Raw genomic sequence first — 24,662 nt, 5'->3', positions numbered from 1 at the left:
CCCAGGCGCCCCACGGAGGAGAGAGCGCGGGGACTATGGTGTCAGCACGATCCTGCCGACGACTTCACCCGCGTCCATCTTCTGGTGCGCCAGCACAGCTTCATCCAGCGGCAGCAGTTCGTGCACCACCGCTTCGATCTCGCCACGGCTGGCTGCGGCAAACTGCTCGCTGCGTACGGCACTCAGGTCGGCTGGGGTGACGGTAGCTGCGCTGAAAGCGGCGAAGGACATCGACTTCTGGAACGCCGCCATGATCCTCGTGCCGAAGTCTGCGGGCGGCTGACCTGCGACAGCGCCCACGGCCACCATGCGGCCGTTCGGGTTGAGCCTGTCGAAGAACGACGGCATGTCCTCACCGGCCACAACATCGATGATGACGTCATAGCCCGCGGGAGCCTCTTCCCCTCCGTCGCCGGAGCGGTCCAGCACATGGGTCGCGCCGAGGCGGCGCAGCCGCTCGCCGCGCTCGGATGACGATGTCGTAACCGCCACCGCGGCGGCACCACCGCGAGCCGCGAGCTGCACTGTCATGATCCCGATACTGCCGGCTGCGCCGCGCACCAAGACCGTCTCCCCGGGAGTGAAACGGGCGTGGCGAAGCCCGAAGTGGGCCACCGCACCGGAACTGCCGAGCGTCACCGCGGCAGCGGCGGACAGGCTGCTGGGCAGGGGGAGGATCTGCTCGACTGGCGCGACGGCCTGTTCGACGTAGCCTCCGCCGGTGCCGGTGAAGCCCCACACCCGCTGGCCGAGCCACGACGCGTCGACGCCGTCACCGACCGCGGTCACAGTGCCCGCCACTTCGCCACCCGGGATGTGGCCCTCCTTGAAGCCGTAGGCGGCCAGAGCCCCGCTTCGGATCACGGTGTCGACACCACCGACGCCCACCGCCTCGGTGGCTATCAGTACCTGTCCGGCAGCAGGTGCGGGTACCGGCAGGTCGACAGCGGCCAGGCCGTCAGGACTTCCGAACGTCTGGATCGAGATTGCCTTCAATGTGGTCTCCAGGTTCTCGGACCGCTCAAGCGCGAGGGCTTCTACGTCTCGGACGGTAACGGACGCCCTCGTCCGCTTGGGTAATGTGAGAGTGGTGACGGACCGTTTGCCTCATATGTTGCGCTCCGACGCGCTGGACAACCGCGAACGCATCCTCGATGCGGCCCGAGCGCTGTTCTCCGCCGACGGCCTGGACGTGCCGATGCGGGAGGTCGCGCGGCGCGCCGGGGTGGGACCTGCCACCTTGTACCGTCGCTTCCCGACCAAGCAGATGCTGGTCGCCGAGGCCTTCGCGGACCAGTTCCATGCATGTCGCGCCATTGTCGACGAGGGGTGCGCCGATCCTGATCCGTGGCGTGGCCTGTGCCTGGTGATCGAGAGGATCTGTGAGCTGCACGCACGCGATCGGGGCTTCACCGAAGCCTTCCTGTCCGCCTACCCGGGGGTGAGGGATGTCGCCGCAGGCCGTGAGTGCACGGTGAAAGCAGTCGCCGGACTGGCACAGCGAGCCAAGGAAGCGGGGCACCTGCGGTCCGACTTCGTCCTGGACGACCTGATTCTCGTACTCATGGCCAACAAGGGGATCCACGTCGCCTCGGCTGGCAGCCAGGTCAGGGCCTCCCGACGCTTCGCAGGGCTGGTGATCCAGGCGTTCGAAGCCTGCCCTCGGCATGCACCACTACCACCAGCGGCACGACTGACATGACATCCGCACCAGCCCACGACCTGTCGCGGTCAATGCCGGATTTACTGTGGCAGAGCCGGAAGGGCGGGACTGACATGACGATCGAAACGGTGACCGAGTCCGTGAGTGAGGGCGCGCTCTGGCTGCCGCGCGCCCGGGTCGTACCCCTGTCCGCCCCGCCCTCGTCGTACACCGCGGCGGTCGAGCGGTACCTCATCGGCGCGGGCATCGCGAAGTCCTCCGCGCGCATCTACCGGATCTCGCTGACGACGTGGGGATGGATACTCGCCGGCGAACCCGCGCCGACAGCACGCGGCCGAAACCCTGCGCAAGGCCCTGACAAAGCTCCACGACGCGTTCGGGTCAGGAGCGGGTCTGGCGGCGAAGGTCGAGGCCGATCTCGGTTTCCACCTGATGTTGTGCCAGCTCTCCGGCAACTCGGTTCTCGTCAAGACCTGGCGGCAGCTTGAGGGACCGATGGGCGTGGTGATCATGAGCGCGGCCGGCGAACGCCGCGACGTGGCCACGTCGGTGGCCTCGCACACGCCCATCGTCGACGCGATCGCACGTGGAGACGCAGCAGCGGCCCAGGAGATCCTGCGCGCACACATGACCACGGCGATCGAGCGACTGGGCATCGAACACTGACGCACAACGCCCCGGCGGATGAGCGCACGGGTACTCACCGCGGCCGGGGGCGACGATCCTTCCGATTCCCCAGACCTCTGCCGTCGGGGCTACAGCCAGTATCGGCCGTGGTTCCCGCGACGCCGGAGCACCTACCGGAGTGATGATCCGATGCCAGTAGCTGACACCGTGCCTCTATAGGCACCGTTTCCTTTGGCGCTGATGGGTCGTTGATGGAGCATGGCGGACTTGGTTGGGCGATTGGTGCCGGACGAACCATGGATGCTGTTCCGGCGGGTGGTCCCGGTCAAGCACCCTCACGTGTGAACGATCACGTAATTCGGCTCAGTCGCTGATCTTGTGATCGAGCGGTGCTGTCAGTGGTCCCTGCCCTCGTGTCCCGGGTGTACTTAGCGGAGTTTCGAGGCGCTTCTTCCTCATCCGCCGCCTCGTCCTCGTCGAGGCCGTCTCCGACCTCGACGCCGAGAGCGAGGCCGAAGCCGACCGCGCCCTGCGCGCCACCCCCATCGGACATACCACCCTGATCGTCGCCCACCGCCCCTCCAACTTGAGCACCGCCGACACCGTCGTCCTCCTCGAAGGCGGCCGGATCGTCGACATGGGACCGCACCAGGCCCTGCTCGACCGCTGCCCGGCCTACGGCGGGTTGCTCAACCGGAAACCGCAGGAAGCCGAGTAGCCGACAGCCCTCCCAGCCAGAATGAGCGGTATCCCGTCCTCAGCCGCCTCGACGCCGAACCAGCAGCGGCGCGGCGGTGCCCGGAAACGGCTGCGGAAGGCGCGTCGGCTTCGTTTGCCGGGCAGGAGGCGGCGTCACCACCCTCGGGTTGGGGCCCTGATGACGCGCCGTGTCCCAGATGCGATGATGCTCGGCGACAAGGCGACGGCGGAACGAGGAAGCCGGTGTGAATCCGGCGCGGTCCCGCCACTGTGATCGGCGAGCGGATCCCGAACAGGCCACCTCCCGAAGGCGGGTGGGAAGGCCGGGACGAGCTTCGACCCGAGAGCCAGGAGACTCACGCGGTCGCCTCCTCGACGAACCCGGGGCGGATTTCCCCGGAGGAGGGTGGTTCGGCATGCCCGTGAGGCCGGCCGAGGGAGCGCACGAGAGCCCGGTGGGCACAGGACCGGTCGGCACAGGAGCGGTCGATCCGGTGCCGTGCCGGGTCGTCGTGTGCCAGGACTGCTGCTGCGGCAGTCCCAAAGTGACCGGGGTCGATCACACGGCGCAGACCGCGCGCCTGCGCGAGGCCGCTCCCGTACGCGTCTCCGCCTGCCTGGACGTGTGCGATCAGGCCAACGTGATCGTCGTGCAGCCCTCCGTCGCCGGACGGGCCGCCGGGGCACGGCCGGTCTGGCTGGGCCTGGTCAACGACCCGGCCGCGACCGAGGACATCGCCGCCTGGGTGCGGGCGGGCGGCCCCGGGATCGCTGCCCGGCCCGAGATCCTCGACCTCTACGCCTTCACCCCGCCTCGGCGCCGCGCGGCCACCTGAGCCCGCGCGGCCTGCGCACCGACCCCTCCATACCACCCTTGCGAGAGGAACCTTTCCATGACGGGCAGACGTCCGCTGTCCCCCCTGCTGGCCATGACCACAGCTCTGCTGATCTCCGGTTGCGGCACAAACGCCCAGGACAACGCCGGTGGCGCCGAAAGGCCCGCCGCGAAGGGCTTCCCGGTCACCGTGTCCAACTGCGGAGTGAAGACGACGTTTCAGCACCCGCCGCGGCGCGCGGTGTCACTGAACCAGCACGCTACCGAGGTGATGCTGGCGCTCGGGCTGGAGAAGTCGATGGTCGGCACGGGCTACCTCGATGACGAGATCCTCCCCGAGTACCGGGCCGCCTACGACAAGGTGAAGGTGCTGTCGAAGGAGTATCCGTCGTACGAGACGCTGCTGGCCGCCGAGCCCGACTTCGTCTACGGCGGCTGGGCCTCCACCTTCGACGAGAAGGAGGGCCGCTCCCGTGACGCCTTCACCAAGGCCGGCATCAACACCCGCCTCAACATCGAGGAGTGCCCGTCCGGGCCGGTGACGATGACCCTGATGGACCGGGAGATCCGCGAGGTCGCCAAGGTCTTCGGCGTCCCCGAGCGGGCCGAGCGGCAGATCGAGCGGCTGCACACCACCCTGGAGGAGGTGGACGAGCAACTCGACGGCGTCGAGCCGGTGAAGCTGTTCGTCTACGACAGCGGCGACAAGACCGCCTTCACCGCGGGCGGCGCGGGCATCGGCAACGACATGATCGAGCGGGCCGGAGGGGTCAACCTCTTCGCCGACCTCGACAAACCGTTCGGTGACGTGTCGTTCGAGCAGGTGGCCGAGCGGGCGCCCGAGGCCATCGTCATCTACGACTACGGCGACCAGACTGTGGCGCAGAAGAAGGAGTTCCTGCTCGCGAACCCGGCGCTGAAGGACGTGCCCGCCATCAGGAACCAGCGGTTCGCGGTGCTGCCGCTGTCCTCCACCGTCGTGGGCGTACGGGTACCCGCGGCCGTCTCGTCGCTGGCCCGTCAGCTCCACCCGGACCGCTTCCGGTGACCGGCGTGACAGAGCCGGCCGCCGCCGGCCGAGACGCTGTCACGGGGAAGGCGGGCGGGGTGCCGGCTCCTGTAGAGGCGGTCGGCAAGAGCTCCCCCGGGGCCGGGGCCGCGCAGGCCGTGACCGGAGGCCGCAGGCTTCCCTACGCCCTGGTGCTGGCCGGGCTCGCCGCCCTGGTGGCGGTGGCGGCGACGTTCGGGATCGCGGCCGGTTCGGTCACGATCCCGGCCACAGAGGTGTGGGGCATTCTGCTCCACCACCTGCACCCCGCCCTGGCCGATGCGACGTGGCCCCCCGTGCGGGAGACGATCGTCGCCGATGTCCGGCTGCCCCGGGTACTGCTGTGCGCGGTGGTGGGAGCCGGACTGTCGGTGGCGGGGATGGCGTTGCAGGCCCTGGTCCGCAATCCGCTCGCCGATCCGATGCTGCTGGGGGTGTCGTCGGGCGCGAGCGTCGGCGCGGTGCTGGTCCTCGTCTTCAACGTGACGCTGTTCGGAGCCTTCTCGCTGCCGCTGGCGGCGTTCTGCGGTGCTCTGGCGGCCCTGGTCGCGGTGTACTTCCTGGCCCGCTCCGGCGGACGGATGACCACCGTGCGGCTGGTCCTGGCGGGCGTGGCGATGGCCGAGGTGCTGTCGGCGGTGGCGAGTTTCCTCGTGGTCACCTCCAACGACCCCCACAAGACTCAGTCGGCGATGCGCTGGATGCTGGGCGGGCTGGCGGGCACCACCTGGACGATGGTGTGGATCCCGGCTGCGGCTGTCCTGCTCGGCACGGCCGTCCTGCTCGGCGTGACCCGTCCGCTGAACCTGCTGCTCGCAGGGGAAGAGGCCGCAGCCGCCCTCGGCCTGGACGTCCACCGCTTCCGTGCTGCGCTGTTCATACTGGTCGCGCTGATGATCGGCACGATCGTCGCGGTCAGCGGACAGATCGGCTTCGTCGGCCTGATCCTGCCGCACGTCGTACGGCTCCTGGTCGGGGCCGACCACCGCCGTGCACTGCCTGCCGCAGCCCTGCTCGGCGCGGCCTTCCTGATCGCCGCCGATCTGGCCGCGCGCACCCTCATGAGCCCCGAGGAGATCCCCGTCGGCATCCTCACCGCCCTGGTCGGCGGCCCGTTCTTCCTCTGGCTGATGCGCAGGAGGGCACGATGACCGGACGGCCGCAAACGGCACCCGGGGCCCTGGACATCGACGACGTGTCGGTGCTCGTCGACGGCAGGCCGCTGGTGGACCAGGTCTCCTTGACGGTGTCCGCGGGAGAGGTGGTCGGGCTCGTCGGCCCGAACGGCGCCGGCAAGTCCACCCTGCTGCGTACCGTCTACCGGGCACTGCGCCCCACGTCGGGCCGCGTGCTGCTGGACGGGACGGACGTCTGGCGGATGCCCGGCAAGCGCCTGGCACGGCACCTGGCGGCCGTCCTGCAGGAGCACGCCGGGGACTTCGAGCTCACCGTGTACGAGGTGGTGGCCATGGGCCGTACCCCGCACAAGCGCCCCTTCGCGGGCGACGACGCCGACGACCGCGCCATCGTCACGGCGGCCCTGACGGAACTGGATGCCGCCGACCTGGCCGACGCACCCTTCGACCGGCTGTCGGGCGGGGAGAAGCAGCGCGTCCTGATCGCCCGCGCACTCGCCCAGCGGGCCGGGACGATGGTGCTGGACGAGCCCACCAACCACCTCGATCTGCGCCACCAGCTCGACGCGCTGCGGCTCGTCCGCCGCCTCGGAGTCACCGCCGTGGTCGCGTTGCACGACCTCAACCTCGCCGCTTCGTTCTGCGACCGCCTCTGCGTGATGCAGGCCGGACGTGTGGTCGCCCACGGCGCACCACGGGACGTCCTCACCCCCGCCCTGCTCGCTGACGTCTACCGCGTCGAGGCGGACGTCACCGAGCATCCCCGCACCGGCCTGCCCCAGGTGACACTGCTCACCGGCGAGGACCTGACCAGTGACCGGCCCGGACAGCGTCAGGGGGTCACGCCGGCATGACCGCATCCGCACCCGCTCGTGCGCCTGCCGGGGCTGTCGCCGCCGCGCTGGACGATGTGGCGGGGCTCGGAGGATTCTTCACCCTGGCCGTAGGCGGACCGGACCAGGGCTGGCATCCGGTCACCGACGCCTACGCCCGGGGCTTCGCCGACCTCGCGGAGGCGATCGCCGACCGGTACGACACCCGCGAGAGGCGCATCGGCGTCTCCATAGCCCAGCTCGGACACGCCGCACGCCTGTGGTCCCCGGTCCTGGCCTGCACACTCCTGCACGGCATCGTCCCCGACCTGGCGGGGCTGCACCGCGCTGACGATGGTCCCGTCCTGCGGCTGCCCACCCCCACCGGCTGGTACGCCGATCGGATCCCGCATCTCACCGAGGCGCTGTACGAGTTGGTGGTCGAGCAGCACCTGGGACCGCTGGCCGCCGGGCTCCGCGTCAAGATCTCCCCCCGTCTCCTGGACGGAAACGCTGCCTCCGCACTGGCCGGGACGGCCCAGGTGCTCCTGACGGCACGGCCGGACCTGCGCGGCCCCCTCACCGAGCTCACCGCCGACCTGCTCACCACCGGACGCCTGGCCGGCACCGGCCGCTTCACCGGGCCCGGCCTGACCTTCCGCCGCCGCAGCTGCTGCCTCTTCTACCGCACTCCGGCGGGCACGAAGTGCGGGGACTGCTGCCTGGCTCGATGAATCAGCCGACGGACGGAGTACCAGGGGGACGCGGCCGGCCAAGGCGCCGCGCCTTGCTCTCGCCCACCGGACCCTCGGCCGCCACGCCGTGCAGCACGTGGGCGAGGACCTCGGCACCGCGCACGACACGCGGCCCGGGACGGTTGAAATGGGCAGGACCGTCCAGGTTCCAGACCTGCCCAGCCCGCACGGCGGGCAGTTCGTCCCAGCCCGGCAGCGAGGTGAGCAACTCGTGCTCGCTCAGGGTGCGCACGGGGCTGAAGCCGCACGGCAGCACGAGGACGACGTCCGGCCGGGCGGCGCGTACGGCCGCCCGTTCCATGGGCCTGGTGTGCTCGCCGGGTGCCGCGAGCAGCGGCTCACCGCCCGTGCAGGCGATCTGTTCGGGCGCCCGGTGTCCGGCCGGCCACAGCGGATCGAGCCATTCGATGGCCACCACACGGGGGCGTGGACGCCCCGACGTCAGCCGGCGTACGGCCGCGAGCCGGGCCGCAGCAGGGCCCTGCGCTGCTCGGCGACGTCCCGAACACCCAGCAGTCCTCCACCCGCACGGGGCAGTCCAGCACGTCATCCAGGGCGCGGGGCTCCAGGCTCAGCACCTTCGGCCCGCCGCCGTCCAGGACACGTACCGCCGCCGACACCCCGCTGTAGGTGACCGCGCACACCTCGCACAGGTCCTGGGTGAGCACCACGTCCGGGGCGAGCGCGGCCGGTGCCGCGGAGTCGAGGGTGTAGAGGGAGGATCCGCTGTGCGCGGCGTCGCCGACCGCGGCCGAGATCTCCCGGCTGCTGAGCGCGTCCGCGTGGAACTCGGCGCCGGTGACCACCGGCACGTCCTCGATGCGTCCGAGCGGCCAGTCGCACTCGTGGGTACGGCCCACCAGGTCGTCGACCAGTCCGAGTTCGGCCACGATGTCGGTGGCCGCCGGGAGCAGGGAGACGATGCGCATGACTCGACCGCACGGGTCCCGATCCGCCCTTCGGCCGCCCGGCATCTCCCCGTGACTGCCGGCGGCCCGGGCCGCGGACGGCCGAGAGGGTGCAGGGCCGTGCCCTCTCGGCCGGCCGCCCGGGTCAGGACGTGGACAACTCGGTGCGGACCGTGCGGGCCGCGGCGACCAGGTTCTCCAAAGACGCGCGGGTCTCGGACCAGGTGCGGGTCTTCAGGCCGCAGTCGGGGTTGACCCACAGCCGCTCGGCGGGGATGGCCGCAAGTCCCTTGCGTAGCAGGGCCGCGGCCTCGTCCGCGCTGGGCACGCGTGGGGAGTGGATGTCGTACACGCCCGGTCCGGCCTCGCGGGGGTAGCCGTGCGCGGCCAGTTCGCGTGCGACCTGCATGTGGGAGCGGGCGGCCTCCAGAGTGATGACGTCGGCGTCGAGGTCGTCGATGGCCTGGATGATGTCGCCGAATTCGGCGTAGCACAGGTGGGTGTGGATCTGCGTGTCCGGCCGTGCCTCGCCTGGGTGATCCGGAACGCCTCGGTCGCCCAGGCGAGGTACGCGGCGCGGTCGGCCGCGCGCAGCGGCAGGGTCTCGCGCAGGGCGGGCTCGTCCACCTTGATGACCGAGGTCCCGGCCGCCTCAAGGTCGTTCACTTCGTCGCGCAGGGCGAGGGCGACCTGGCGGGCGGTGTCGGCGAGGGGCTGGTCGTCGCGGACGAAGGACCAGGCAAGCATGGTGACGGGGCCGGTGAGCATGCCCTTGACCGGACGGTCGGTGAGTAGGGTCGGGGACTGGCGCGGTGGCGTGATGCTCCGTTTCCAGTCCCCGCCGCTTCAAACCGTGCATGCAGTTCTCCCGCACACGGCTTTCCGACATCGTTCACCGACTGGCATGCGCCGTCGCCCTGTGCACGTTTCCGGTGAGACGGTAGACACCGAGCCGGGTGATCCACCCGTAGGTAAACCGGGTGGCCCAGTTCCTGCCCGCGAGTCTGTGTTTCCCGCTGGCGAGAATCGCCAGCCGTTCGTGGACGTAGCCGTCAATCACGTTAAACTTCCGTCCGGAGTTCCCGTTGCGGAAGTATGCAGCCCAGCCCCGCAGCACGGGGTTGAGATCGGCTACCACGGCGGATACCGACCGCTCCGTCTTCGAGCGAGCGGTTGCCGCGCGGACTTTATCCCGCAGTACCCGCATCGCTCTGGCCGAGGGCCAGCGTTGCAAGTAGTACTTGCCCCGCCATTTCCACGATTCCATCTTCCGGTGGTGGAAGCCGAGGAAATCGAAGCCCTGCCCGCCTCGGATGAGGCAGACAATGCCGGTCTTCTCGGGGTGCAATTGCATCCCGAGCTGTTCCAGCACTCGTGCCGCTAACTCCCGGGCCTGTTCAGCCCGTTGTTCGGTCGGCGACATGACTACGAAATCATCACAGTACCTCACCAGCGTCCCCAGTCGGCGTCCCTCGTTCTGCCACGCCTCATCGAGAACGTGCAGCGCGATATTCGCCAGCAACGGGGAAATCGGTGAGCCCTGAGGAGTTCCCGCCCCGGTCGGGGACGTCACCCCGCCCTCCAAGACGCCCATCCGAAGCCAGGCCCGGATCAGCTTCAGCATCGACCGGTCCACCACACGCCGTGCCACCTGAGCCATCAGCGCCTCGTGATCGATCGTGCCGAAGCAGTCCCGGATATCGGCCTCGAACACCCACTCCCGCCCCTGGTTGGCGGCCACGCGCACGGCTTCGCACGCGTCGATCGCGGACCGTTTCGGCCGGAAACCGTAGCTCGCCTCGGTGAACTGGGCCTCGAAGACCGGTTCAAGGACCAGTTTCGCAGCCGTCATCACCACCCGGTCCGCCACGGTGGGGATCGACAGCGGCCGGAACTCTCCCGGCCGCCCCGGTTTGGGAATCTGGACCTGCCGCAGCGCTGACGGACGATACGTATGCGCCCGTATTTTCTGCGAAAGGTCCTGGAGGAATGCATCCACCCCCGAGGATTCCACCGCGTCGACGGTCATGCCGTCCACGCCGGGGGCACCCCGGTTTGCACACACAACGGCCCACGCCCGCCTGAGAACGTCCATGCGGTGGACATGGCTGTACACGGCGTGAAACCGTCGTTCGGGTTCTTGCTTGGCACAGCGGTAAAGCGTCCGCTGCAGGGCTCGGACCTTGTCCAAAGGACGGCGGCCCGGTCCTGCGGCGCCTTCCTCCCGGCGGATGGAACTAGCCGAATCGGCACTCACCCGGGTCCCTCCCTGTTCGCAATTCGCATCGATGAAGCAGGGGCCCTTCCAGGGCCCCGGGGAGAGTCCCGATCGCCCGTTTTGATCATGGGATGCCGTGGAGACGGTAGGTCGGGACTCTCCCTTCCTGCCGCGACGAGTGTCCGACCGTCACTGACGAACGCTGCTCCTGCGTTGACTCCCGTCACGGTGGCTGGGCGAGGAGTCATCGGGCCGCGGGGCGTCAGTGCTCCGGTCGATGGGTGGAGCGGTAGCGGCCGGGGGCCTGGCCGACGACGCGTTTGAACGCGCGGGCGAAGGCGAACTCCGAGTCGTAGCCCACCTCGCGTGCGATGCGGCGCAGAGGCGCCCGCCCTTCGCGTAGCAGCCGGGCGGCGAGTGTCATCCGCCACGCGGTGACGTAGGCCATGGGGGTCTGGCCGGTCAGTGTCGTGAAGCGGCGGCTCAACCCTGTTCGCGGGACGCCGGCAGCGCGTGCGAGCGCTTCCACGGTCCAGGGTCGCCCGGGGTCGCCATGTACAAGGGCGAGAGCGGTGCCGACTGCCGGGTCGCGCAGCGCCTGTGCCCAGCCGTCGGTCTCGGCGGCCGGGGCGAGGAGCCAGGACCGCAGGGCGTAGACCAGCAGCAGGTCCAGGATGGATGCCACGACCGCGGGCGCGCCTGGTTGGGCGCTGTCGACCTCGGCCGCGAGCAGGTCGACGGCTGCGGCCAGGCTGGTGCCGCGCGCCTGGCTGGCGGGGATGTGCACCACGGTGGGCAGCGACGCGGTGAACGGGTGGCGCGGCGCGGGCTCCAGCAGGTAGGCCCCGCAGAGCAGGGCTGTTATCGGGCCGTCCCCCTCGATGACCAGATCGGCGGCGGACATCCGTTCGAGCGTTGCGCCGAACATCTCTTCGAAGCGCCGTGCCGGGCGCCCGACGATGTCGGAGACAACGTGCCCGACGCCAGAGGGTAGGAGGGCGACGTCGCCCTGGGCAATGAGGATCGGTTCGCCGCTGTCGGGAGTGAGGTAGTAGGCGCCGGTGGTGACCACGTGGACGGTGACGATCGAACGCGGGGGGAACGCAATGCTCCAGGGTGCGCTCAGGCGTGTGCGGCCGTAGGAGACGCTGCCGGTGCGGGTGGTGGCGACGATGTCGGCCACCACGTCGGCAATGAAGTCGCGAGGTGGAGTTTCGGATATGAATCTGTCGAGAACTGTCATGGATCGTGCTTCGGGATCTCTCTTACGGTGTGAGTCGTTCACAGTCAACTTACTCGCTGGGAGGCGAAGCGTGGGCACCACTGTTCTCGTTCTGGGGGCGACCGGCCGGACTGGCCGACGCGTTGTTGCGGACCTGCTGCGGCGGGGGGCGGCTGTCCGTGCGGCCAGCCGCAACCCTGGTCGGCCGGCGCCGGGCGTTGAGCCGGTCCACTTCGACTGGTCCGACCCGCGCACCTACGGACCGGCTCTGGACGGGGCCGATGGGGTCTACCAGGTGCTGCAGCCGGCGGCCGTTGACCCGTCCGCGGATGTCGCGGTTCTGCTGGACGCAGCCGCCGAGGCGGGGGTGCGCCGCCTGGTCCATCTCTCCAACGCGACCGCGCACCTGCTCGGCGAGGACTTCCCGATGCGACGGGTGGAGCAGCTCGTCGAGGCGTCGCCGGTGCCCAGTACGATCCTGCGGCCGAACGTGTTCGCCGAGATCTTCACCGAGCATCCGGCGATCGCGCGGGGCGTGCGCGACGGCGTCGTGGCACTCCCGGCGGGCGACGGGCGTGTGGCGCCGGTCTCCGTGGCGGATGTGGCCACGGTCGCCGCAGTGGCGCTGACCGAGGACGGGCACGAGGGCAAGGCGTATGTGCCGACTGGCCCCGACGCGCACTCGTTTGCCGAGCTGACCAGCATCGTGTCCAATGTGGTTGGAAAGTCGGTGCGCTACCGCCCCCTAGAGCCGGACGAGTTCCGCTCCGCCGTGCTCGGCACCGGTGCCCCGGCCCACGTCGTCGACTTCTACATTGCGATGTACGACGGCATCCGCCGAGGCTGGGCGGCAGAGCCGACCGGCGACGTGCTCCAGGTCACCGGACGGGCGCCGATCAGCTTCGCATACTACGCCCGCGGCGCGGCGGAGGCGTGGCGTTGAGGGCCAGGACGGACATCTCCGTTCTGGGCGAGGAGCGAGGCGGAGGGTTGGGGCGAGCGGCAGGTTCCGGGGGCATGCGGCGGTCTCCGATGCCGGCCCTGATACGCCATCCCAATTCGCGGTCGCATCGTCGTGGGGCTTGTTGACGACGAGCATGTTTTCTAGTTTTTGAGATTTGCAAGGTTGCCGTGCTCGTTGCGTCATCATCTCCTACGTTTGTCGGGCCCGGTGCAGCGCCCTCGCTCGCGCCTGTCGAGAAGGTGGTAGTGCCGCCCGGGCTGCTCGACTCGCTTACGCGGGTTCCCGATCCGCGTGATCGGCGTGGAGTGCGCTTCCAGCTGTCGACGCTGCTTGCGGTAGGCGTGTGCGCAATGACCAGCGCGGGCCACAACTCTCTGACGGCGATCGCCGAGTGGGTACGCCGCTGCGATCAGACCGTGCTGGCCCGTCTGGGCTGTCCCTTCGATCCCTTCTCCGGCCGCTTCAGGGCCCCTGGCGAGCGGACCTTGCGCGACGTCTTCGCACGGGTAGACGCTGCCGCGCTAACCGCAGCCGGCTTCGCCCGGCTCGCCGCGCTGGCGCCGCCGGTCCCCGGGGCGCTGTGTCCCGATGGCGGGTCCGAGCGCGAACAGCGCCGTTCCAATCGGGCAGCCGCCGTCCGTCAGGAAGGGCGACCACGCCGTCGTGCGCTCGCCGTGGACGGCAAGTGCCTGCGCGGAGCGGTCCGGCCAGACGGCAGTCGCGTCTTCGTCATCACCGCCGTCCGCCACGACGACGCCCTAACCCTCGCTCTGAGCGAGATCGGCGCCAAGACCAACGAAATCCCCGAGTTCGCCCCGCTCCTGGACACCGTCGACGACGCGGACCTGACCGATGCCGTCGTCACGGCGGACGCCCTGCATGCCCAGACTGACCACGCCCGCTACCTCGTCGAAGACCGCCGAGCGCACTACCTGCTGTCCGTGAAGGACAACCAGCCCACCCTGGCACGACAGTTGAGGAAGCTCCCCTGGACGCGGGTGCCCGTCCTGGACCGCTCGCACGATCGCGGTCACGGCCGGGAGGAGATCCGCGAGGTCAAGGTCGTCACCGTGAACGGACTGCTGTTCCCGCACGCCCGTCAGGTGGTGCGCATCCACCGCAAGCGCCGCCGCCTCGGCGCGACGAAGTGGCAGGCCGAGACGGTCTACGCCGTCACCGACCTGACCGCCGAGCAGGCCACTGCACAGGAAATCGCGGCTTGGGCCCGCGGACACTGGATCATCGAAAACACCGTGCACTGGACCAAGGACGTCACCTTCGCCGAAGATGCCAGCCACGTCCGTCGCCATCACACCCCTGCTGCCATGAGTGCGCTGCGCGACCTCGCCAGAGCCTCCCTCCACCGAGCAGGCTGGGCCAACATCGCCAGCGGCCGACGCGCCCACACTCACCCCGCAGCCGTCCTCGACCTCCACGGCATCCCGTGATTAACAAACGGACGAATCCGACTCTCCCCGGGGCCCTGGGGGCCCTTCGCTCCCAGCGGGTTGTGTTGTCCCGCCGATCGGCACTACTACGGCCCCCTCCGACTGCCTCTCGACAGCCTGCCATTTCCCGGTTCTGCCGGTTATAGGCAGGCCACGCTTCCCGGGCCGCATACCCGGGGCCGAGGAGGCTCTCTCCAGTTCCCAGGACAACCTTCCGACCATTCCACGCCCCTTACGCCGGGAGGTTCTTCGGCAACCGCTCCAGGTCCGAGATCGCCTTCCGTGGCCTTCGCCAAACAAGCACAGGCTCGGCTCCTCCTTGGCCCGCCCGCGGGCGGGGGTTAAATGACGACGCTGCAGGCTTCACTTCATGTTGCGGACTGGTCGGTTGCACGCCCCCGAAGGGTGCTTGTCACTCCACTTCGACGCCACCATTTCGAGCGACGCCGGGAGTCAGCTACCGGGGACCCTGGCGTCTCCCCGGACCGGACTCGCACCGGCTGGCCGCCCTGAGCTTGTCGCCCGGTTACATCCCCTCCACCTCCTCTGAACTGGGACGATGCCCGAACTGCTGGACGTACGCTTGATCTTTAACCTCGGACTGAAGGGCCACGAAGTTTCCGGACAGGTTCCTCCCATCTCTGGTTGATCGCCGATCGACACCCAACAACACGTGCCCTTCGCTCCGCCTCCATTACGGAGGTTTCATCACTACTACGGGACATTCCGCCCTCCCGACGCGCGACCGGTACTCCGGCTCTCACGACTCCTCGCCACTTGCCTCTTCCTCCCGCAATCCACGTCAAACCCGTGAATCGCCGCTTCGCGTCAAGGAGTTCTCCTGCTCCGCTGTGAAGCCCGGACTGAGCTCGCGCCACCTTCATGCCGAACACCGCCAGACCAATAGACAGGCACCCGTCTGGCTAATCCCAGGACAGCATTGAGGCCCTGGTTTCGATGTCATCTAAGTGGTCCGATTCGGAAGTTCTTCGGGGGGCGTAATGACTTGAAGCGGAGGAGGCAATTGGGAAACTCTACGAGTGGCCCGTTTCCGGACCCCGCCCGTGAACCCGGCCTGTGTGTACTTCCGGCCGTACCCTGTCAGACCTGTTCCAGCTCGGTCTTGACGGAGGTCGCGGCGCGGACGAAGGCGGCGACCTGGCGAGAGGTGGACTCCCGGTGCCAGGCGATCACGAGGGTGGCCGGCTCGGCGTCGAGGACAGGACGGCTGACCGTACCGGGTGGCAGACGATCACGGATCGATTCCGGGAGCACCGCAACCATCCGCCCGAGCCGGACAAGTTGCAGCAGTTGCCCGGTGTCGGTGACGAGGTGGCCGGTCACCTCGGGGCGAGACTCTGGCCAGCGGGGCTGGGTTCCGCCGCGCAGGTCGGCCATGTACACCGTGGTGCGGGCGGTCAGGGGGTGGTCGTCCGGGAGCACCACGACCTGGCCTTCGACGTGGAGGTCGTCGCTGTCCAGGCCGCTCAGGTCGTTCTGCGGCCGGTGCAGCAGTGCGAGGTCGGCGCGGCCGTCGCGGACCATCGCGGCGCGTTCGCCGACGCTGAAGGCGAGGTCGACCGGAACGGCGTCGGGGGTGGCAGCGTAGCGGTCCAGGATCGGCTGCAACAGGTCGGCGTCGCTGCCGGGTTTGAGCGCCAGGACCAGCCGCGGGGTGGTTGCCGCCGCCCTTCGCGCACGGCGCACCGCAGCGGCCACCGCATCCAGTGCGACGCGTCCCTCGGCCAGGAACACCTCCCCGGCCGCCGTGAGGCGGATCCCGCGACTGGTGCGGTCCAGCAGGGTGAGGCCCATCCGCTGTTCGAGCAGGCGGATCGCCCGGGACAGGGGTGGCTGGGCGATGCCCAGCCGCTGCGCGGCCCGCCCGAAGTGCAGTTCCTCGGCGACCGCGACGAAGTAGCGCAGTTCCCGGGTCTGGACGTCCATACCCCGAGGGTATCGAGCGAGACCAGTCCGGTCCTGGCCTGGGGGAACGACAGGTGGTTCGCTGACCACATGAGTGATGACGCAACGATCGCCCTGGTGACGGGGGCGAACAAGGGCATCGGACGAGCCGTCGCGGGCCAGCTCGCGAGGCTCGGCATGACGGTGGTGGTCGGCGCCCGAGATCCGGAGAAGGGCGCCGGGGCAGTGGCCGAGATCAACGCGGCGGGTGGTACCGCGCACCCGATCGGCCTCGACGTGACCGACCAACGCGGGGTGAGCGCGGCGGCCGAGCAGATCGCCGAGCGGTTCGGCCGCCTTGACGTCCTGGTCAACAACGCCGGCATCTCCGGCGACCTCGGGGCGCAGGCGCCGGGCTCCGCGCACCTCGACGAGCTGCGGGCGGTGTTCGAGACGAACCTGTTCGGTGTCGTCACCGTGACCGAGGCGATGCTCCCGCTGCTGCGCCGTTCGCCGACGGCGCGGATCGTGAACGTCTCCAGCGGAACCTCCTCGATGACCTGGACGACCGATGCCACCCACTACCTGAGCCGGCTGCCGGGGGCGCTGGCCTACCCGGTGTCGAAAGCCGCGCTGAACATGCTCACCGTGCAGTACGCCAAGGCCCTGTCGGGCGATGGGATCCTGGTGAACGCGATCGCACCCGGCGCCTGTGACACCGACTTCACCAAGAGTGTGCCTGGCCAGCTGTCCCGGACAGCGGAGGACGGCGCCACGATCGTGGTGCGGCTGGCCACCCTCGGCCGCGAGTGCCCGACTGGTGGCTTCTTCGACGACAACGGCAGGCTGCCCTGGTGAGCGGGTCGGAAGGCAGGACGACGGGTGCCCTGAGGGGCAGGGCAGCGCTGGTCACCGGTGGCTCACGCGGAATCGGCGCGGCGGTCGTGCGGCGTCTCGCCGCCGACGGGGCAGCGGTGGCCATCAACTACCGGATCCAGGCCGACGCGGCCGAACGGCTCGCCGCCGAGATCAATACCGCTGGCGGCCACGCCATCACCGTGCAGGGTGATGTGGCCGTGGCTGCCAGGCCGCCGAAGTGCTCGATCCCGGCGTTGCTGACGAGGATGTCGAGCCCGCCGAGTCCCCCAGCGGCCGTCTCGACGACCTGGTGGATCTCCTCGGCCACGGCCACATCATGCCTGCCCATACATCCGGACCCAGGATGAAAATGACTCACTGGTCAGAAAGGGTTGTCCAAGTAGAGGCGACAAGCGCAGTCCAGTGCTTCCTCGGGACTGCCATGGGGGAACCCTGAGGGCAGGATCTGGTTCTCGTAGCGGTCGCTGCTGGCCAGATACAGCCCGAAGCCCCAGTGCCGGGCCGAGCCGTTATACCGCAGCCGGATCAATGGTTGGACCGTCCCGTCGGGCAGGTGTGCCTCGACGTAGACAAACGCGCCCCGGTAGCGGAACTCCAGCTCACCGGCCTGCGGCCAGTGTGCGGCGGCGTGGGCACGCAGCCGCTGCCCGACAGAGATCTTGGTGGACTCCGGTGGGGTAGCCATGACGGCCATCGTGCCCCACCGGCATGATCACCGTCGCCTCGTGGTTGATCATGACATGAGGTCGATGACGATGCCCGTGGTGGCGGCCTGCCCGGTGCGGGTGACCGGTGCGATCCGGCGGGTGCTGACCCGACGTGCCCGAGGCCACACGACCCCGTATCGGGACAAGGTCCACGCCCGGATCGTGCTGCTGGCCGCTGATCGGCGCTCGAACGCGGCGATCGCCAGGGCGGTCGGTGTCAGCTTGGACACGGTGCGCACCTGGCGGGGCCGCTTCGCCTCGCAGGGGTTGGCGGGGTTGCAGGGGTTGGCGGGGTTGCGCGACCGTGCCCGCTCAGGTCGGCCGCCGCGGTTTAGCTCGGTGCAGGTCGCGCAGGTCAAGTCGCTGGCCTGTCAGTTACCCGCCACCGCCGGGGCGCCGTTGCCGCGGTGGTCGTGCCCGGAACTGGCCCGCGAGGTGGTGACCCAGGGCGTGGCCGAGGCGATCTCGGCGGCGACGGTGCGCCGATGGCTGGCGCGGGAGGCGATCAAGCCCTGGCAGTACCGGTCGTGGTTGTTTCCCGGGACCCGGAGTTCGCGGCCAAGGCCGGGCGGGTGCTGGATCTGTACGAGGGTCGCTGGGAGGGTCGGAGGCTGGGGCCGCGGGAGTTCGTGATTTCCAGTGACGAGAAGACCTCGATTCAGGCTCGGCGTCGCTGTCATCCCAGCTTGGCACCGGGGCAGGCGCGGATGATGCGGGTCAACCACGAGTACGAGCGGGGTGGCGCGCCGGCGTATCTGGCCGCCTACGACGTGGGGCGGGCGCGAGTGTTCGGCCGCTGTGCGCCCTCGACGGGGATCGTGCCGTTCATGGCGTTGGTCGAGCAACGCCTTGCCGACTTCGAGTCGCGCTACAACACGACCGCGCGACCGTTCCCGTGGAAGTTCACCCGCGATGACCTGCGTGACCTGCTCGCGCGCGTCGATCAACACGAACAACGGGAGGCTGCCATCGACCTTCCGTCTGCCGCGTGATCAACCCCCGAAGAACTTGCAGTGGTTCACTCGCGTTCGCCTTCTCAGCCCCCGCCTGCCGCATCCAGTGCGGCTTTTCCATGACGCTCACCACCACGGCCCATTCACCGCAGCAGCTCATGGCGGTTTGGCACCTGCACCTGCATACCGATGCCGAAGGACCTGGGTGCGTAGGCGGGCAGCTGGAAAACGGACTGAAGCGGCGGCCGCCGCCGGCGCCGCCGATCCGCAGGCTTTGACGTCTCCAGATCTCGTCGACCACCAGCACCACATCTTCGCCGTGCAGATGTTCCAGCACGTACTCCCGCACGTCATCGCCCACCATGTCGGCACCCCACTTGGCTCGACCGCAACGCCAGCACCAGTTCCCGTACCCGACGCCGGGGTTCAACCCGCGCGAACCGGCCCGCTATCCGAGACATCAGGCCCTCGAACACCTCCTGCCAGCGAGCAGGGTCTACGCTGTGCCCCGCGGCTACCCTGTGATCGTTTGTCTTCAGATACCGATGATCACCGGTGGTCGCGCCCGTCTTCACGACTGCTCGGTCACCGCGTCTCGCTCGGGGCGCGCAGCGGTCGCCCGCCAGCTGATGCCAGGAGGACACATGCAACGCGGTGAAGTCTGGTGGGTCGACTTCGACGAGCGACGTCCGGTCGTGCTGCTATCGGACGAGGAGTCATCCGGGTTCCAGGCGATGCAGGTCGTCGCGCCGGCGGGCGTCGACATCAGCGGTCTGGCCGTCGAGGTGCGAGTTGGCGCCATGGAAGGGCTGCCCTTTGAGGGCGTGCTGCGGTTCGCGTTACCGCGTCCAGGCTTTACTCCTTGCACATGGCTGACCACCGTGGCCCGGGACGACCTGATCGAGCGGGCAGGCGTGTTGTCCTCCGCGAAGCTCAGCGAGGTTGGAGAGGCCCTCCGTACCGCTGGACAGAGGAGGGAGTGGACCCCGGTGACGGCTGCCGGACTCCACGAGATCAAAGATGCCCGCCGTTTCGGAGGACTCGACGAGTAGTGGACGCCTCTACAGCCCAACCGAGCTCGACGATGACCGGCGGCGGCCCCTCCCCGCCCCGCTCCAACAACAAGATCACGATCTACGGCTGGAGTACTGGTGCTCCAGCAAGATTTCGGTGCCTGACCTGCGGAGTTCGCTGGGCGGCTGGAGTGTAGCGGGCCGCAAGGTGGTCAGGTGTGGCCTTCGGTAGGCCGTCCCTCGATCGTGCGACTGCGCCGCAGGTAGCGACAGTGGCGGGCGACCGCTTGGCGTCGCCGGCGCCAGTTCGACCAGCTCAGCGCGTGGTGCCGTCCTCGGCAGCCATGAAGGTGCGGGGGCCGGGGACGACAAGCTGCCAGGAGTCGCCGAACCTCCGCCACTGTGAACTCGATTGCCCCGGCCGTCTCACCGGTGCCGCCCTTTTTCCCGGACCCGGTGGGCCGTTGCGGCCAGGAAGGCGTGCCTGCGCGTGCACTGCCGATCCTTCACCATCACGGCCGAGCTGGGATATCAGGCCCATACCGGCTCTGTCGGGCCGACTGCGAGGACGACGGAGCCCTGGGCCAGGGTATGCCGGTGGGCTTGCCGCGTTCGGAGCCGAAGGGGCTTGTGTAGCGCCGACGATGCCTTCACCGTCTGCCGGAACCTGCACGGCATTCGGCTGGCCGGCTTCTTCGACGCTGCGAACGCCGTGCTGGTCGGACGGCCCTCCGCGCCGGGCGCCCCCTCCCAGCGCAAGGCCGTACTGGACGCGCGCTCGACTCGCTGAACGTGCCGTTCATCGCCGATGTGGAGTGCGGTCACATCCCGCCGCACATGCCGATCGTCAACGGGGTGCGCGGCCCTGTGGTGTACCCCTCGACGCGCAACGAACTCACCCAGCCTGAACCGACCCCGGCCCCGGGTGCCCTCAGCGAGGAACAGGCGGGACCGTCAGGCCACGAAACGATGGCAGGGGAACTGCACGGCAGCCGCCGTGCGGCCCCGCCCGGTGCGTCAGCCGCCGTCGGTGGGCGGCGGGTCGGCGGCGCTGAGGATGCGCAGGATCTCGACCAGTGTCGAAAGTTGCTGACCGGTGAGCGGTTCGAACAGTTCCTCCGCCGCCGCTTCGTAACCGGCCGTCCACTCCTCGGCCAGTGCCGCCCCCTCCGCTGTCACCCGGAGAAGGACGGAACGGCGGTCGTCCGCGCTGGCATGCCGCTCAAGCAGGCCGTCGCGGACGAGCGCCTCGACCAGGCTGGACGCGGTCCCCTGGGCGATGCCGACCGCGAGCGCCAGCTCGGTGAGACGGATGGGCTGCGACCGTGCCACCTCCACCACCAGGCGGGACCTCGGTGTGGACACCCCGTGCTCGCCGAGACGCTCGTTGAAGTGACGCACGAGAACCTTCGCCGTGCGGCTGAACTCGTCGGCGACCTGTGCTGCCGTGAGCTTCCCGCCCTGGGGCACCGCGCACCTCCTCCTTGACGCGTCCATCATACGGAAGGTTTCATAGACGTAGATACATCGGTGCCGAACTATTCGATGCCTATGTATTAGGAGAGGTGGTCATGCTCGCGCGCACCCGGCGTGGCGACCGACATCGCGCGTACGGAGAGTGCGCGCTCAACCGTGCGGAGTGGAACCATGAAGATCTTCGTGACCGGCGGCAGCGGTTTCGTCGGCAACGCTCTCGTCCATCGCCTTGTCGCCGAAGGGCACGACGTCACGGCACTCGCCAGGTCGGGAGCCAGCGTTCAGCGCGTACGTGCGGCAGGCGCCCAGCCCATTCCCGGGGATCTCGCCGGCCTCCGCCAGGACGCCTCTCCGGCACCGAGCTGGCTCGCCGAGCTACAGGGGGCCGACGCGGTCGTGCACGTCGCGGCTCACATGGAGTTCTGGGGGCCCGACACGCTCTTCGAACAGGCCAACCAGATCCCGACCGTCGCCCTGCACGCCGCGAGCGTCGCGGCCGGGGTGCGACGCTTCGTACTCGTCAGTGCCGCATCCGTCTCCACAGGCAGCCAGCGCCGTCCCGTCGTCGACGAGTCGACACCGGAGGGCCGCCCGAACATCGCCTACAGCCGCGTCAAGCTGGCCACCGAGCGCGCCCTTCGGGACGCGCACAGCGGGAGCACCGAACTGGTGATACTCCGCCCGCCGTTCATCTGGGGCCGCGGGATGACGACGATCGACGAGATGGCCGAGGTCGCCAGGGCCGGACGGTTCGCCTGGATCGACCACGGCAAGCACATCGTCGACTTCGTGCACGTCGAGAACCTGGTCGGCGCCGTGCTCCTCGGGCTCACACACGGCCGCCACGGAGCCGCCTACTACGTGACCGACGGCACCCCGATGCCCATCCGCGACTTCCTGACCCCCTTGCTGGCCACCCGCGGCGTGGACCTGTCCAACAGCCGCAGCGTCCCCCTGGCGATAGCGGCGCCCACGGCGGCAATGATGGACCGCACGGCGCGCCTGCTTCGCCGGAAGTCCGCTCCCCCGCTGACGAACTGGCTCGTGAGCTTCACCGGCCGGGACCGTTCCTACGACATCACCGCCGCGCGGACCGAACTGGGCTACTCACCCGATGTGACACTGGAGAAGGGCTTGGTGGAGATGAGCCTCTCCTGAGACGTCCTGAGACGCCCGGGGCGGTCACCCAGAGTGTGGAAGCCTCGCCAGTGGCCAGGGCTCCGTCGTTCTCGCGGTCGGCCCGACAGAGCCGGTATGGGCCCGAGCCTGATGGCTCACCAGACGACAGCCGCTGACCTGGCGGAACGCGTACGCGGACACTGGGCAATCGAGAATCGTGAGAACCACGTCAGGGACGTGACGTTCGGGGAGGACGCCTCCCGGGTGCGGACCGGCAGCGCGCCGCGGGCGATGGCCTCCCTGCGGAATCCGGCCATCGGCACGCTCCGCTTGGCCGGACGGGACAACATCGCCGAGAGCCTGCGCCATCACGGGCGCGACATGGCTCGGCCGCCGACGACCCTCGGACTGACGTGATCATTTCCGGCCGATCGCGAGAACGACGGAGCCCTGGGTGAGCATGTCGCGTCTCGGTTTGGTGTTCGAGACCCACACGCCAAGGGCTCCTGGCCGTCAACGCCTGGGGCCGGGACGACGTCCCGGCCCCAGGCGTTGACGACTACTGCTGCTAGTCGCGGTGGGTCAGTGCTGGCCGTGGCCGCCGTCACTACGACGGCGTTGGAGCGTGAACTTCTCGAAGACCGACAGCTCACCTGTGGGCGTGATGATGTTGTAGTAGGTGACGTGGATGCGGGTCATGTCACCGGGGTGACGGCCCGGGTCGACGGCGAACTCGGCGAAGCCGTACGGATGCTCCGCGTCGCGGACGCCGATCCAGACCGCCGTCTCCTTCTCCTTGACCGAGTTGAACTTGCCGACGTGCTCCATCTGCACGTATGCCGAGTGATGCCCGTGACCGTCGGCGTCGTCGGTGGTGAAGCTGTTGTTGGTGATGCCGGACACGCCGCCACCGCCGAGGACCATGTGCGTCGTGCCGTGCGCACTGTCGATCACGTCGAGTGCGGTCTGACTCGGGTTGGGTGTGAGAGTGACGCTGCCGGAGACGACGCCACGCACCGCCAACGAGCGCTCGTAGTCGTGCTCGTGGCCGCAGACCACCAGGTCGACGCCGTACTTGTCGAACAGGGGACCGTACGCCGCGCGCAGCGCGACATCGGGTCCGTTCGCGGCGGTCGCCGAGCTGATCATCACCTGGTGCATGCAGACCACGATCCAGTCGATGGCCTTCGAAGCCCGTGCCGACTTGAGCTCCTGCTCCAGCCAGGCGAGCTGCCGACCACCGGAGTAGCCGTTGATGTAGAGGTCGCCGCCCTCCTGCAGGGCGATGTCGTCGTTCTGCAGGGAGATCACCTTCACCGAGCCGACCGTGAAGGAGTACCAGAGGTTGTCGAGCTCGGGCTGGGTCTCGGTCGAGGGCAGCTCGAAGTAGGTCTGGTACGCGTCGAGACCGAGCTTTCCGTTGCCCAGCTCGATCTCATGGTTGCCCGCGCACGGCATCCACGGACGGAATCGCGCTGAGCGGCTGTTGTTGGTAAGGAAGTCGTGCCAGACGCGAATGCGGTCGGGCCCGGTGTTGGCGTAGCAGAGGTCGCCGTTGAGGAGGTGGAACAGCGGGCCGACCTTCTCAACGCCGGTGACGATGTCGGCAGCGGCGGGCGTGGCGTTGGGCTCGAAGTCCCGGCCCGAGGCGTCGGCCGGGTTCGCTCCGGTCTTCCACGTCACACTGGGCGCACCCTGGTCGCCGAAGCTGGTGAAGGTGAACGGAGCTCGGCCGGACGGCGCCGTGTGGAAGGTGCCGGCGTCGGGGGTGGCGCCGTCGTGCTGGGCCGCGTACAGGTAGTCGGTGTCGGCCTTGAGCTTGCTGATCAGCGCGTGATGGACCCAGACGGTCCGCCCGGAGGTGCCGTCCACGTAGGTCTTCGTCGTCGCGTGCACTGTGGAGCCGAAGCCGCCGCTCAGCGTGCCGTAGACGACCCGGGGGTTCTTGACGGCCGCGTCGGTGACCCACGAGACGACCATCTGGCTGCGTGGGTCGGCGCCGAAGGTCAGGTGCAGGCCCTGGACGGGGGTGGTGGCCGAGCCGGTGGTGAGACCGGTGACCTCCGACTTCGCCGGGACCGCCTCGGCGGTTCCGGCGCCGAGGACCAGTGGGCCGGCGGCGGCGCCGGACACTGTCGCGCCGAACAGGCCGAGCGTGTTGCGACGAGAGATTCTGGTCTGCTTGGGTTCTTCGGACATTCCAGGGGCCTTTCGCGTCGTCGGGTGCAGTCGCACACCGACCGGACAGCAGCGCTCGTAACTTGACAGTGGGCTG

At 69.2% G+C, this 24,662-nt stretch carries 27 protein-coding genes, 3 pseudogenes and 1 riboswitch; of the genes and pseudogenes, 18 read left to right on the top strand and 12 right to left on the bottom strand.

The window, feature by feature from the left end; genetic code table 11:
* Positions 1-33 precede the first annotated feature (33 nt).
* On the bottom strand, positions 34-996 hold the full coding sequence (locus tag AC27LF_RS26555) for a zinc-binding dehydrogenase (RefSeq protein ID WP_479658740.1): 963 nt from the start codon (positions 994-996) through the stop codon (positions 34-36).
* Between the two features lie 94 nt (positions 997-1,090).
* On the opposite strand from AC27LF_RS26555, the gene AC27LF_RS26550 reads away from it, so the two are divergent.
* The 8 genes from AC27LF_RS26550 to AC27LF_RS26515 all read left to right on the top strand — a co-directional run bounded on the left by AC27LF_RS26550 (position 1,091) and on the right by AC27LF_RS26515 (position 7,554).
* The gene (locus AC27LF_RS26550; RefSeq protein WP_479658739.1) at positions 1,091-1,702 is read left to right on the top strand and encodes a TetR/AcrR family transcriptional regulator; all 612 of its coding nucleotides are present in this window, start codon (positions 1,091-1,093) and stop codon (positions 1,700-1,702) included.
* Between the two features lie 303 nt (positions 1,703-2,005).
* Entirely contained in the window at positions 2,006-2,329 is a 324-nt protein-coding gene (locus AC27LF_RS26545; protein ID WP_479658757.1) for an FCD domain-containing protein, read from the top strand.
* A 547-nt stretch (positions 2,330-2,876) separates the two neighbouring features.
* Positions 2,877-3,008, top strand: coding sequence for a hypothetical protein (locus AC27LF_RS26540; protein WP_479658738.1), 132 nt, complete (start codon positions 2,877-2,879; stop codon positions 3,006-3,008).
* Positions 3,009-3,177: 169 nt separating this feature from the next.
* Positions 3,178-3,367: riboswitch (cobalamin riboswitch) on the top strand.
* A gap of 38 nt (positions 3,368-3,405) precedes the next feature.
* Positions 3,406-3,825, top strand: coding sequence for a (2Fe-2S) ferredoxin domain-containing protein (locus tag AC27LF_RS26535; protein WP_479658737.1), 420 nt, complete (start codon positions 3,406-3,408; stop codon positions 3,823-3,825).
* A gap of 57 nt (positions 3,826-3,882) precedes the next feature.
* Positions 3,883-4,872, top strand: coding sequence for an ABC transporter substrate-binding protein (locus tag AC27LF_RS26530; protein ID WP_479658736.1), 990 nt, complete (start codon positions 3,883-3,885; stop codon positions 4,870-4,872).
* Between the two features lie 119 nt (positions 4,873-4,991).
* Entirely contained in the window at positions 4,992-6,023 is a 1,032-nt protein-coding gene (locus AC27LF_RS26525) for a FecCD family ABC transporter permease (RefSeq protein ID WP_479658756.1), read from the top strand.
* Complete coding sequence (locus AC27LF_RS26520) at positions 6,020-6,862, top strand: ABC transporter ATP-binding protein (RefSeq protein WP_479658735.1); 843 nt, start codon at positions 6,020-6,022, stop codon at positions 6,860-6,862. Before AC27LF_RS26525 ends, AC27LF_RS26520 begins: the two co-directional genes overlap by 4 nt.
* Positions 6,859-7,554 (top strand): (2Fe-2S)-binding protein, encoded by a 696-nt coding sequence (locus AC27LF_RS26515; RefSeq protein WP_479658734.1) that lies wholly within the window; start codon positions 6,859-6,861, stop codon positions 7,552-7,554. The genes AC27LF_RS26520 and AC27LF_RS26515 overlap by 4 nt, the downstream gene beginning before the upstream one ends.
* 1 nt (position 7,555) lies before the next feature.
* On the opposite strand, the gene AC27LF_RS26510 is transcribed toward AC27LF_RS26515, so the two are convergent.
* The 5 genes and pseudogenes from AC27LF_RS26510 to AC27LF_RS26490 all read right to left on the bottom strand — a co-directional run bounded on the left by AC27LF_RS26510 (position 7,556) and on the right by AC27LF_RS26490 (position 11,887).
* A complete protein-coding gene (locus tag AC27LF_RS26510) occupies positions 7,556-7,876 on the bottom strand; it encodes an ABC transporter substrate-binding protein (protein ID WP_479658733.1) in 321 nt (106 codons plus the stop codon).
* A 37-nt stretch (positions 7,877-7,913) separates the two neighbouring features.
* Complete coding sequence (locus AC27LF_RS26505; RefSeq protein ID WP_479658732.1) at positions 7,914-8,504, bottom strand: TroA family protein; 591 nt, start codon at positions 8,502-8,504, stop codon at positions 7,914-7,916.
* A gap of 124 nt (positions 8,505-8,628) precedes the next feature.
* A pseudogene (locus AC27LF_RS26500) lies at positions 8,629-9,275 on the bottom strand (5-methyltetrahydropteroyltriglutamate--homocysteine S-methyltransferase); the annotation flags it as partial.
* Between the two features lie 100 nt (positions 9,276-9,375).
* A complete protein-coding gene (ltrA, locus tag AC27LF_RS26495; RefSeq protein WP_479658755.1) occupies positions 9,376-10,578 on the bottom strand; it encodes a group II intron reverse transcriptase/maturase in 1,203 nt (400 codons plus the stop codon).
* A 385-nt stretch (positions 10,579-10,963) separates the two neighbouring features.
* Complete coding sequence (locus AC27LF_RS26490) at positions 10,964-11,887, bottom strand: AraC family transcriptional regulator (RefSeq protein WP_479658731.1); 924 nt, start codon at positions 11,885-11,887, stop codon at positions 10,964-10,966.
* Here AC27LF_RS26490 and AC27LF_RS26485 point away from each other — a divergent pair.
* Together AC27LF_RS26485 and AC27LF_RS26480 are read left to right on the top strand one after the other, a co-directional pair.
* Positions 11,874-12,866, top strand: coding sequence for an NmrA family NAD(P)-binding protein (locus tag AC27LF_RS26485; protein ID WP_487227757.1), 993 nt, complete (start codon positions 11,874-11,876; stop codon positions 12,864-12,866). The two genes, AC27LF_RS26490 and AC27LF_RS26485, sit on opposite strands and share 14 nt — an antisense overlap.
* 188 nt (positions 12,867-13,054) lie before the next feature.
* A complete protein-coding gene (locus AC27LF_RS26480; RefSeq protein WP_479658729.1) occupies positions 13,055-14,335 on the top strand; it encodes an ISAs1 family transposase in 1,281 nt (426 codons plus the stop codon).
* A 1,101-nt stretch (positions 14,336-15,436) separates the two neighbouring features.
* Here AC27LF_RS26480 and AC27LF_RS26475 read toward each other — a convergent pair.
* Positions 15,437-16,282: a LysR family transcriptional regulator gene (locus AC27LF_RS26475; protein WP_479658728.1), complete on the bottom strand. Its 846-nt coding sequence runs from the start codon at positions 16,280-16,282 to the stop codon at positions 15,437-15,439.
* 69 nt (positions 16,283-16,351) lie between these two features.
* Here AC27LF_RS26475 and AC27LF_RS26470 point away from each other — a divergent pair, with 69 nt between their 5' ends.
* Positions 16,352-17,098, top strand: coding sequence for an SDR family oxidoreductase (locus AC27LF_RS26470; protein WP_479658727.1), 747 nt, complete (start codon positions 16,352-16,354; stop codon positions 17,096-17,098).
* Positions 17,050-17,466 (top strand): SDR family NAD(P)-dependent oxidoreductase, encoded by a 417-nt coding sequence (locus tag AC27LF_RS26465; protein ID WP_479658726.1) that lies wholly within the window; start codon positions 17,050-17,052, stop codon positions 17,464-17,466. Before AC27LF_RS26470 ends, AC27LF_RS26465 begins: the two co-directional genes overlap by 49 nt.
* 14 nt (positions 17,467-17,480) lie before the next feature.
* On the opposite strand, the gene AC27LF_RS26460 is transcribed toward AC27LF_RS26465, so the two are convergent.
* Entirely contained in the window at positions 17,481-17,804 is a 324-nt protein-coding gene (locus AC27LF_RS26460) for a hypothetical protein (RefSeq protein ID WP_479658725.1), read from the bottom strand.
* Between the two features lie 48 nt (positions 17,805-17,852).
* Positions 17,853-18,056, bottom strand: a complete 204-nt coding sequence (locus AC27LF_RS26455) for a hypothetical protein (protein ID WP_479664454.1) — start codon at positions 18,054-18,056, stop codon at positions 17,853-17,855.
* Between AC27LF_RS26455 and AC27LF_RS26450 the strand changes: the two genes are divergently transcribed.
* On the top strand, positions 17,989-18,459 hold the full coding sequence (locus tag AC27LF_RS26450; RefSeq protein WP_479664453.1) for a helix-turn-helix domain-containing protein: 471 nt from the start codon (positions 17,989-17,991) through the stop codon (positions 18,457-18,459). The two genes, AC27LF_RS26455 and AC27LF_RS26450, sit on opposite strands and share 68 nt — an antisense overlap.
* On the top strand, positions 18,354-18,818 hold the full coding sequence (locus tag AC27LF_RS26445; protein WP_479664455.1) for a hypothetical protein: 465 nt from the start codon (positions 18,354-18,356) through the stop codon (positions 18,816-18,818). The genes AC27LF_RS26450 and AC27LF_RS26445 overlap by 106 nt, the downstream gene beginning before the upstream one ends.
* 250 nt (positions 18,819-19,068) lie before the next feature.
* Here AC27LF_RS26445 and AC27LF_RS26440 read toward each other — a convergent pair.
* Positions 19,069-19,240, bottom strand: a pseudogene (locus tag AC27LF_RS26440) (IS701 family transposase); the annotation flags it as partial.
* A gap of 183 nt (positions 19,241-19,423) precedes the next feature.
* Between AC27LF_RS26440 and AC27LF_RS26435 the strand changes: the two are divergent.
* The gene (locus tag AC27LF_RS26435; protein WP_479658722.1) at positions 19,424-19,831 is read left to right on the top strand and encodes a type II toxin-antitoxin system PemK/MazF family toxin; all 408 of its coding nucleotides are present in this window, start codon (positions 19,424-19,426) and stop codon (positions 19,829-19,831) included.
* 604 nt (positions 19,832-20,435) lie between these two features.
* Positions 20,436-20,695 (top strand): annotated as a pseudogene (locus AC27LF_RS26430) (LD-carboxypeptidase); the annotation flags it as partial.
* Positions 20,696-20,809: 114 nt separating this feature from the next.
* On the opposite strand, the gene AC27LF_RS26425 reads toward AC27LF_RS26430, so the two are convergent.
* Positions 20,810-21,262 (bottom strand): MarR family winged helix-turn-helix transcriptional regulator, encoded by a 453-nt coding sequence (locus AC27LF_RS26425; RefSeq protein WP_479658721.1) that lies wholly within the window; start codon positions 21,260-21,262, stop codon positions 20,810-20,812.
* A 177-nt stretch (positions 21,263-21,439) separates the two neighbouring features.
* On the opposite strand from AC27LF_RS26425, the gene AC27LF_RS26420 reads away from it, so the two are divergent.
* On the top strand, positions 21,440-22,426 hold the full coding sequence (locus AC27LF_RS26420) for an NAD-dependent epimerase/dehydratase family protein (RefSeq protein ID WP_479658720.1): 987 nt from the start codon (positions 21,440-21,442) through the stop codon (positions 22,424-22,426).
* A gap of 198 nt (positions 22,427-22,624) precedes the next feature.
* A complete protein-coding gene (locus tag AC27LF_RS26415; RefSeq protein ID WP_479658719.1) occupies positions 22,625-22,804 on the top strand; it encodes a hypothetical protein in 180 nt (59 codons plus the stop codon).
* A gap of 165 nt (positions 22,805-22,969) precedes the next feature.
* On the opposite strand, the gene AC27LF_RS26410 is transcribed toward AC27LF_RS26415, so the two are convergent.
* Positions 22,970-24,586 (bottom strand): purple acid phosphatase family protein, encoded by a 1,617-nt coding sequence (locus tag AC27LF_RS26410; RefSeq protein WP_479658718.1) that lies wholly within the window; start codon positions 24,584-24,586, stop codon positions 22,970-22,972.
* Positions 24,587-24,662 lie beyond the last annotated feature (76 nt).

The sequence above is a fragment of the Streptomyces diversicolor genome (assembly GCF_057537855.1).
This window is presented reverse-complemented; position numbering and strand designations above follow the sequence as displayed.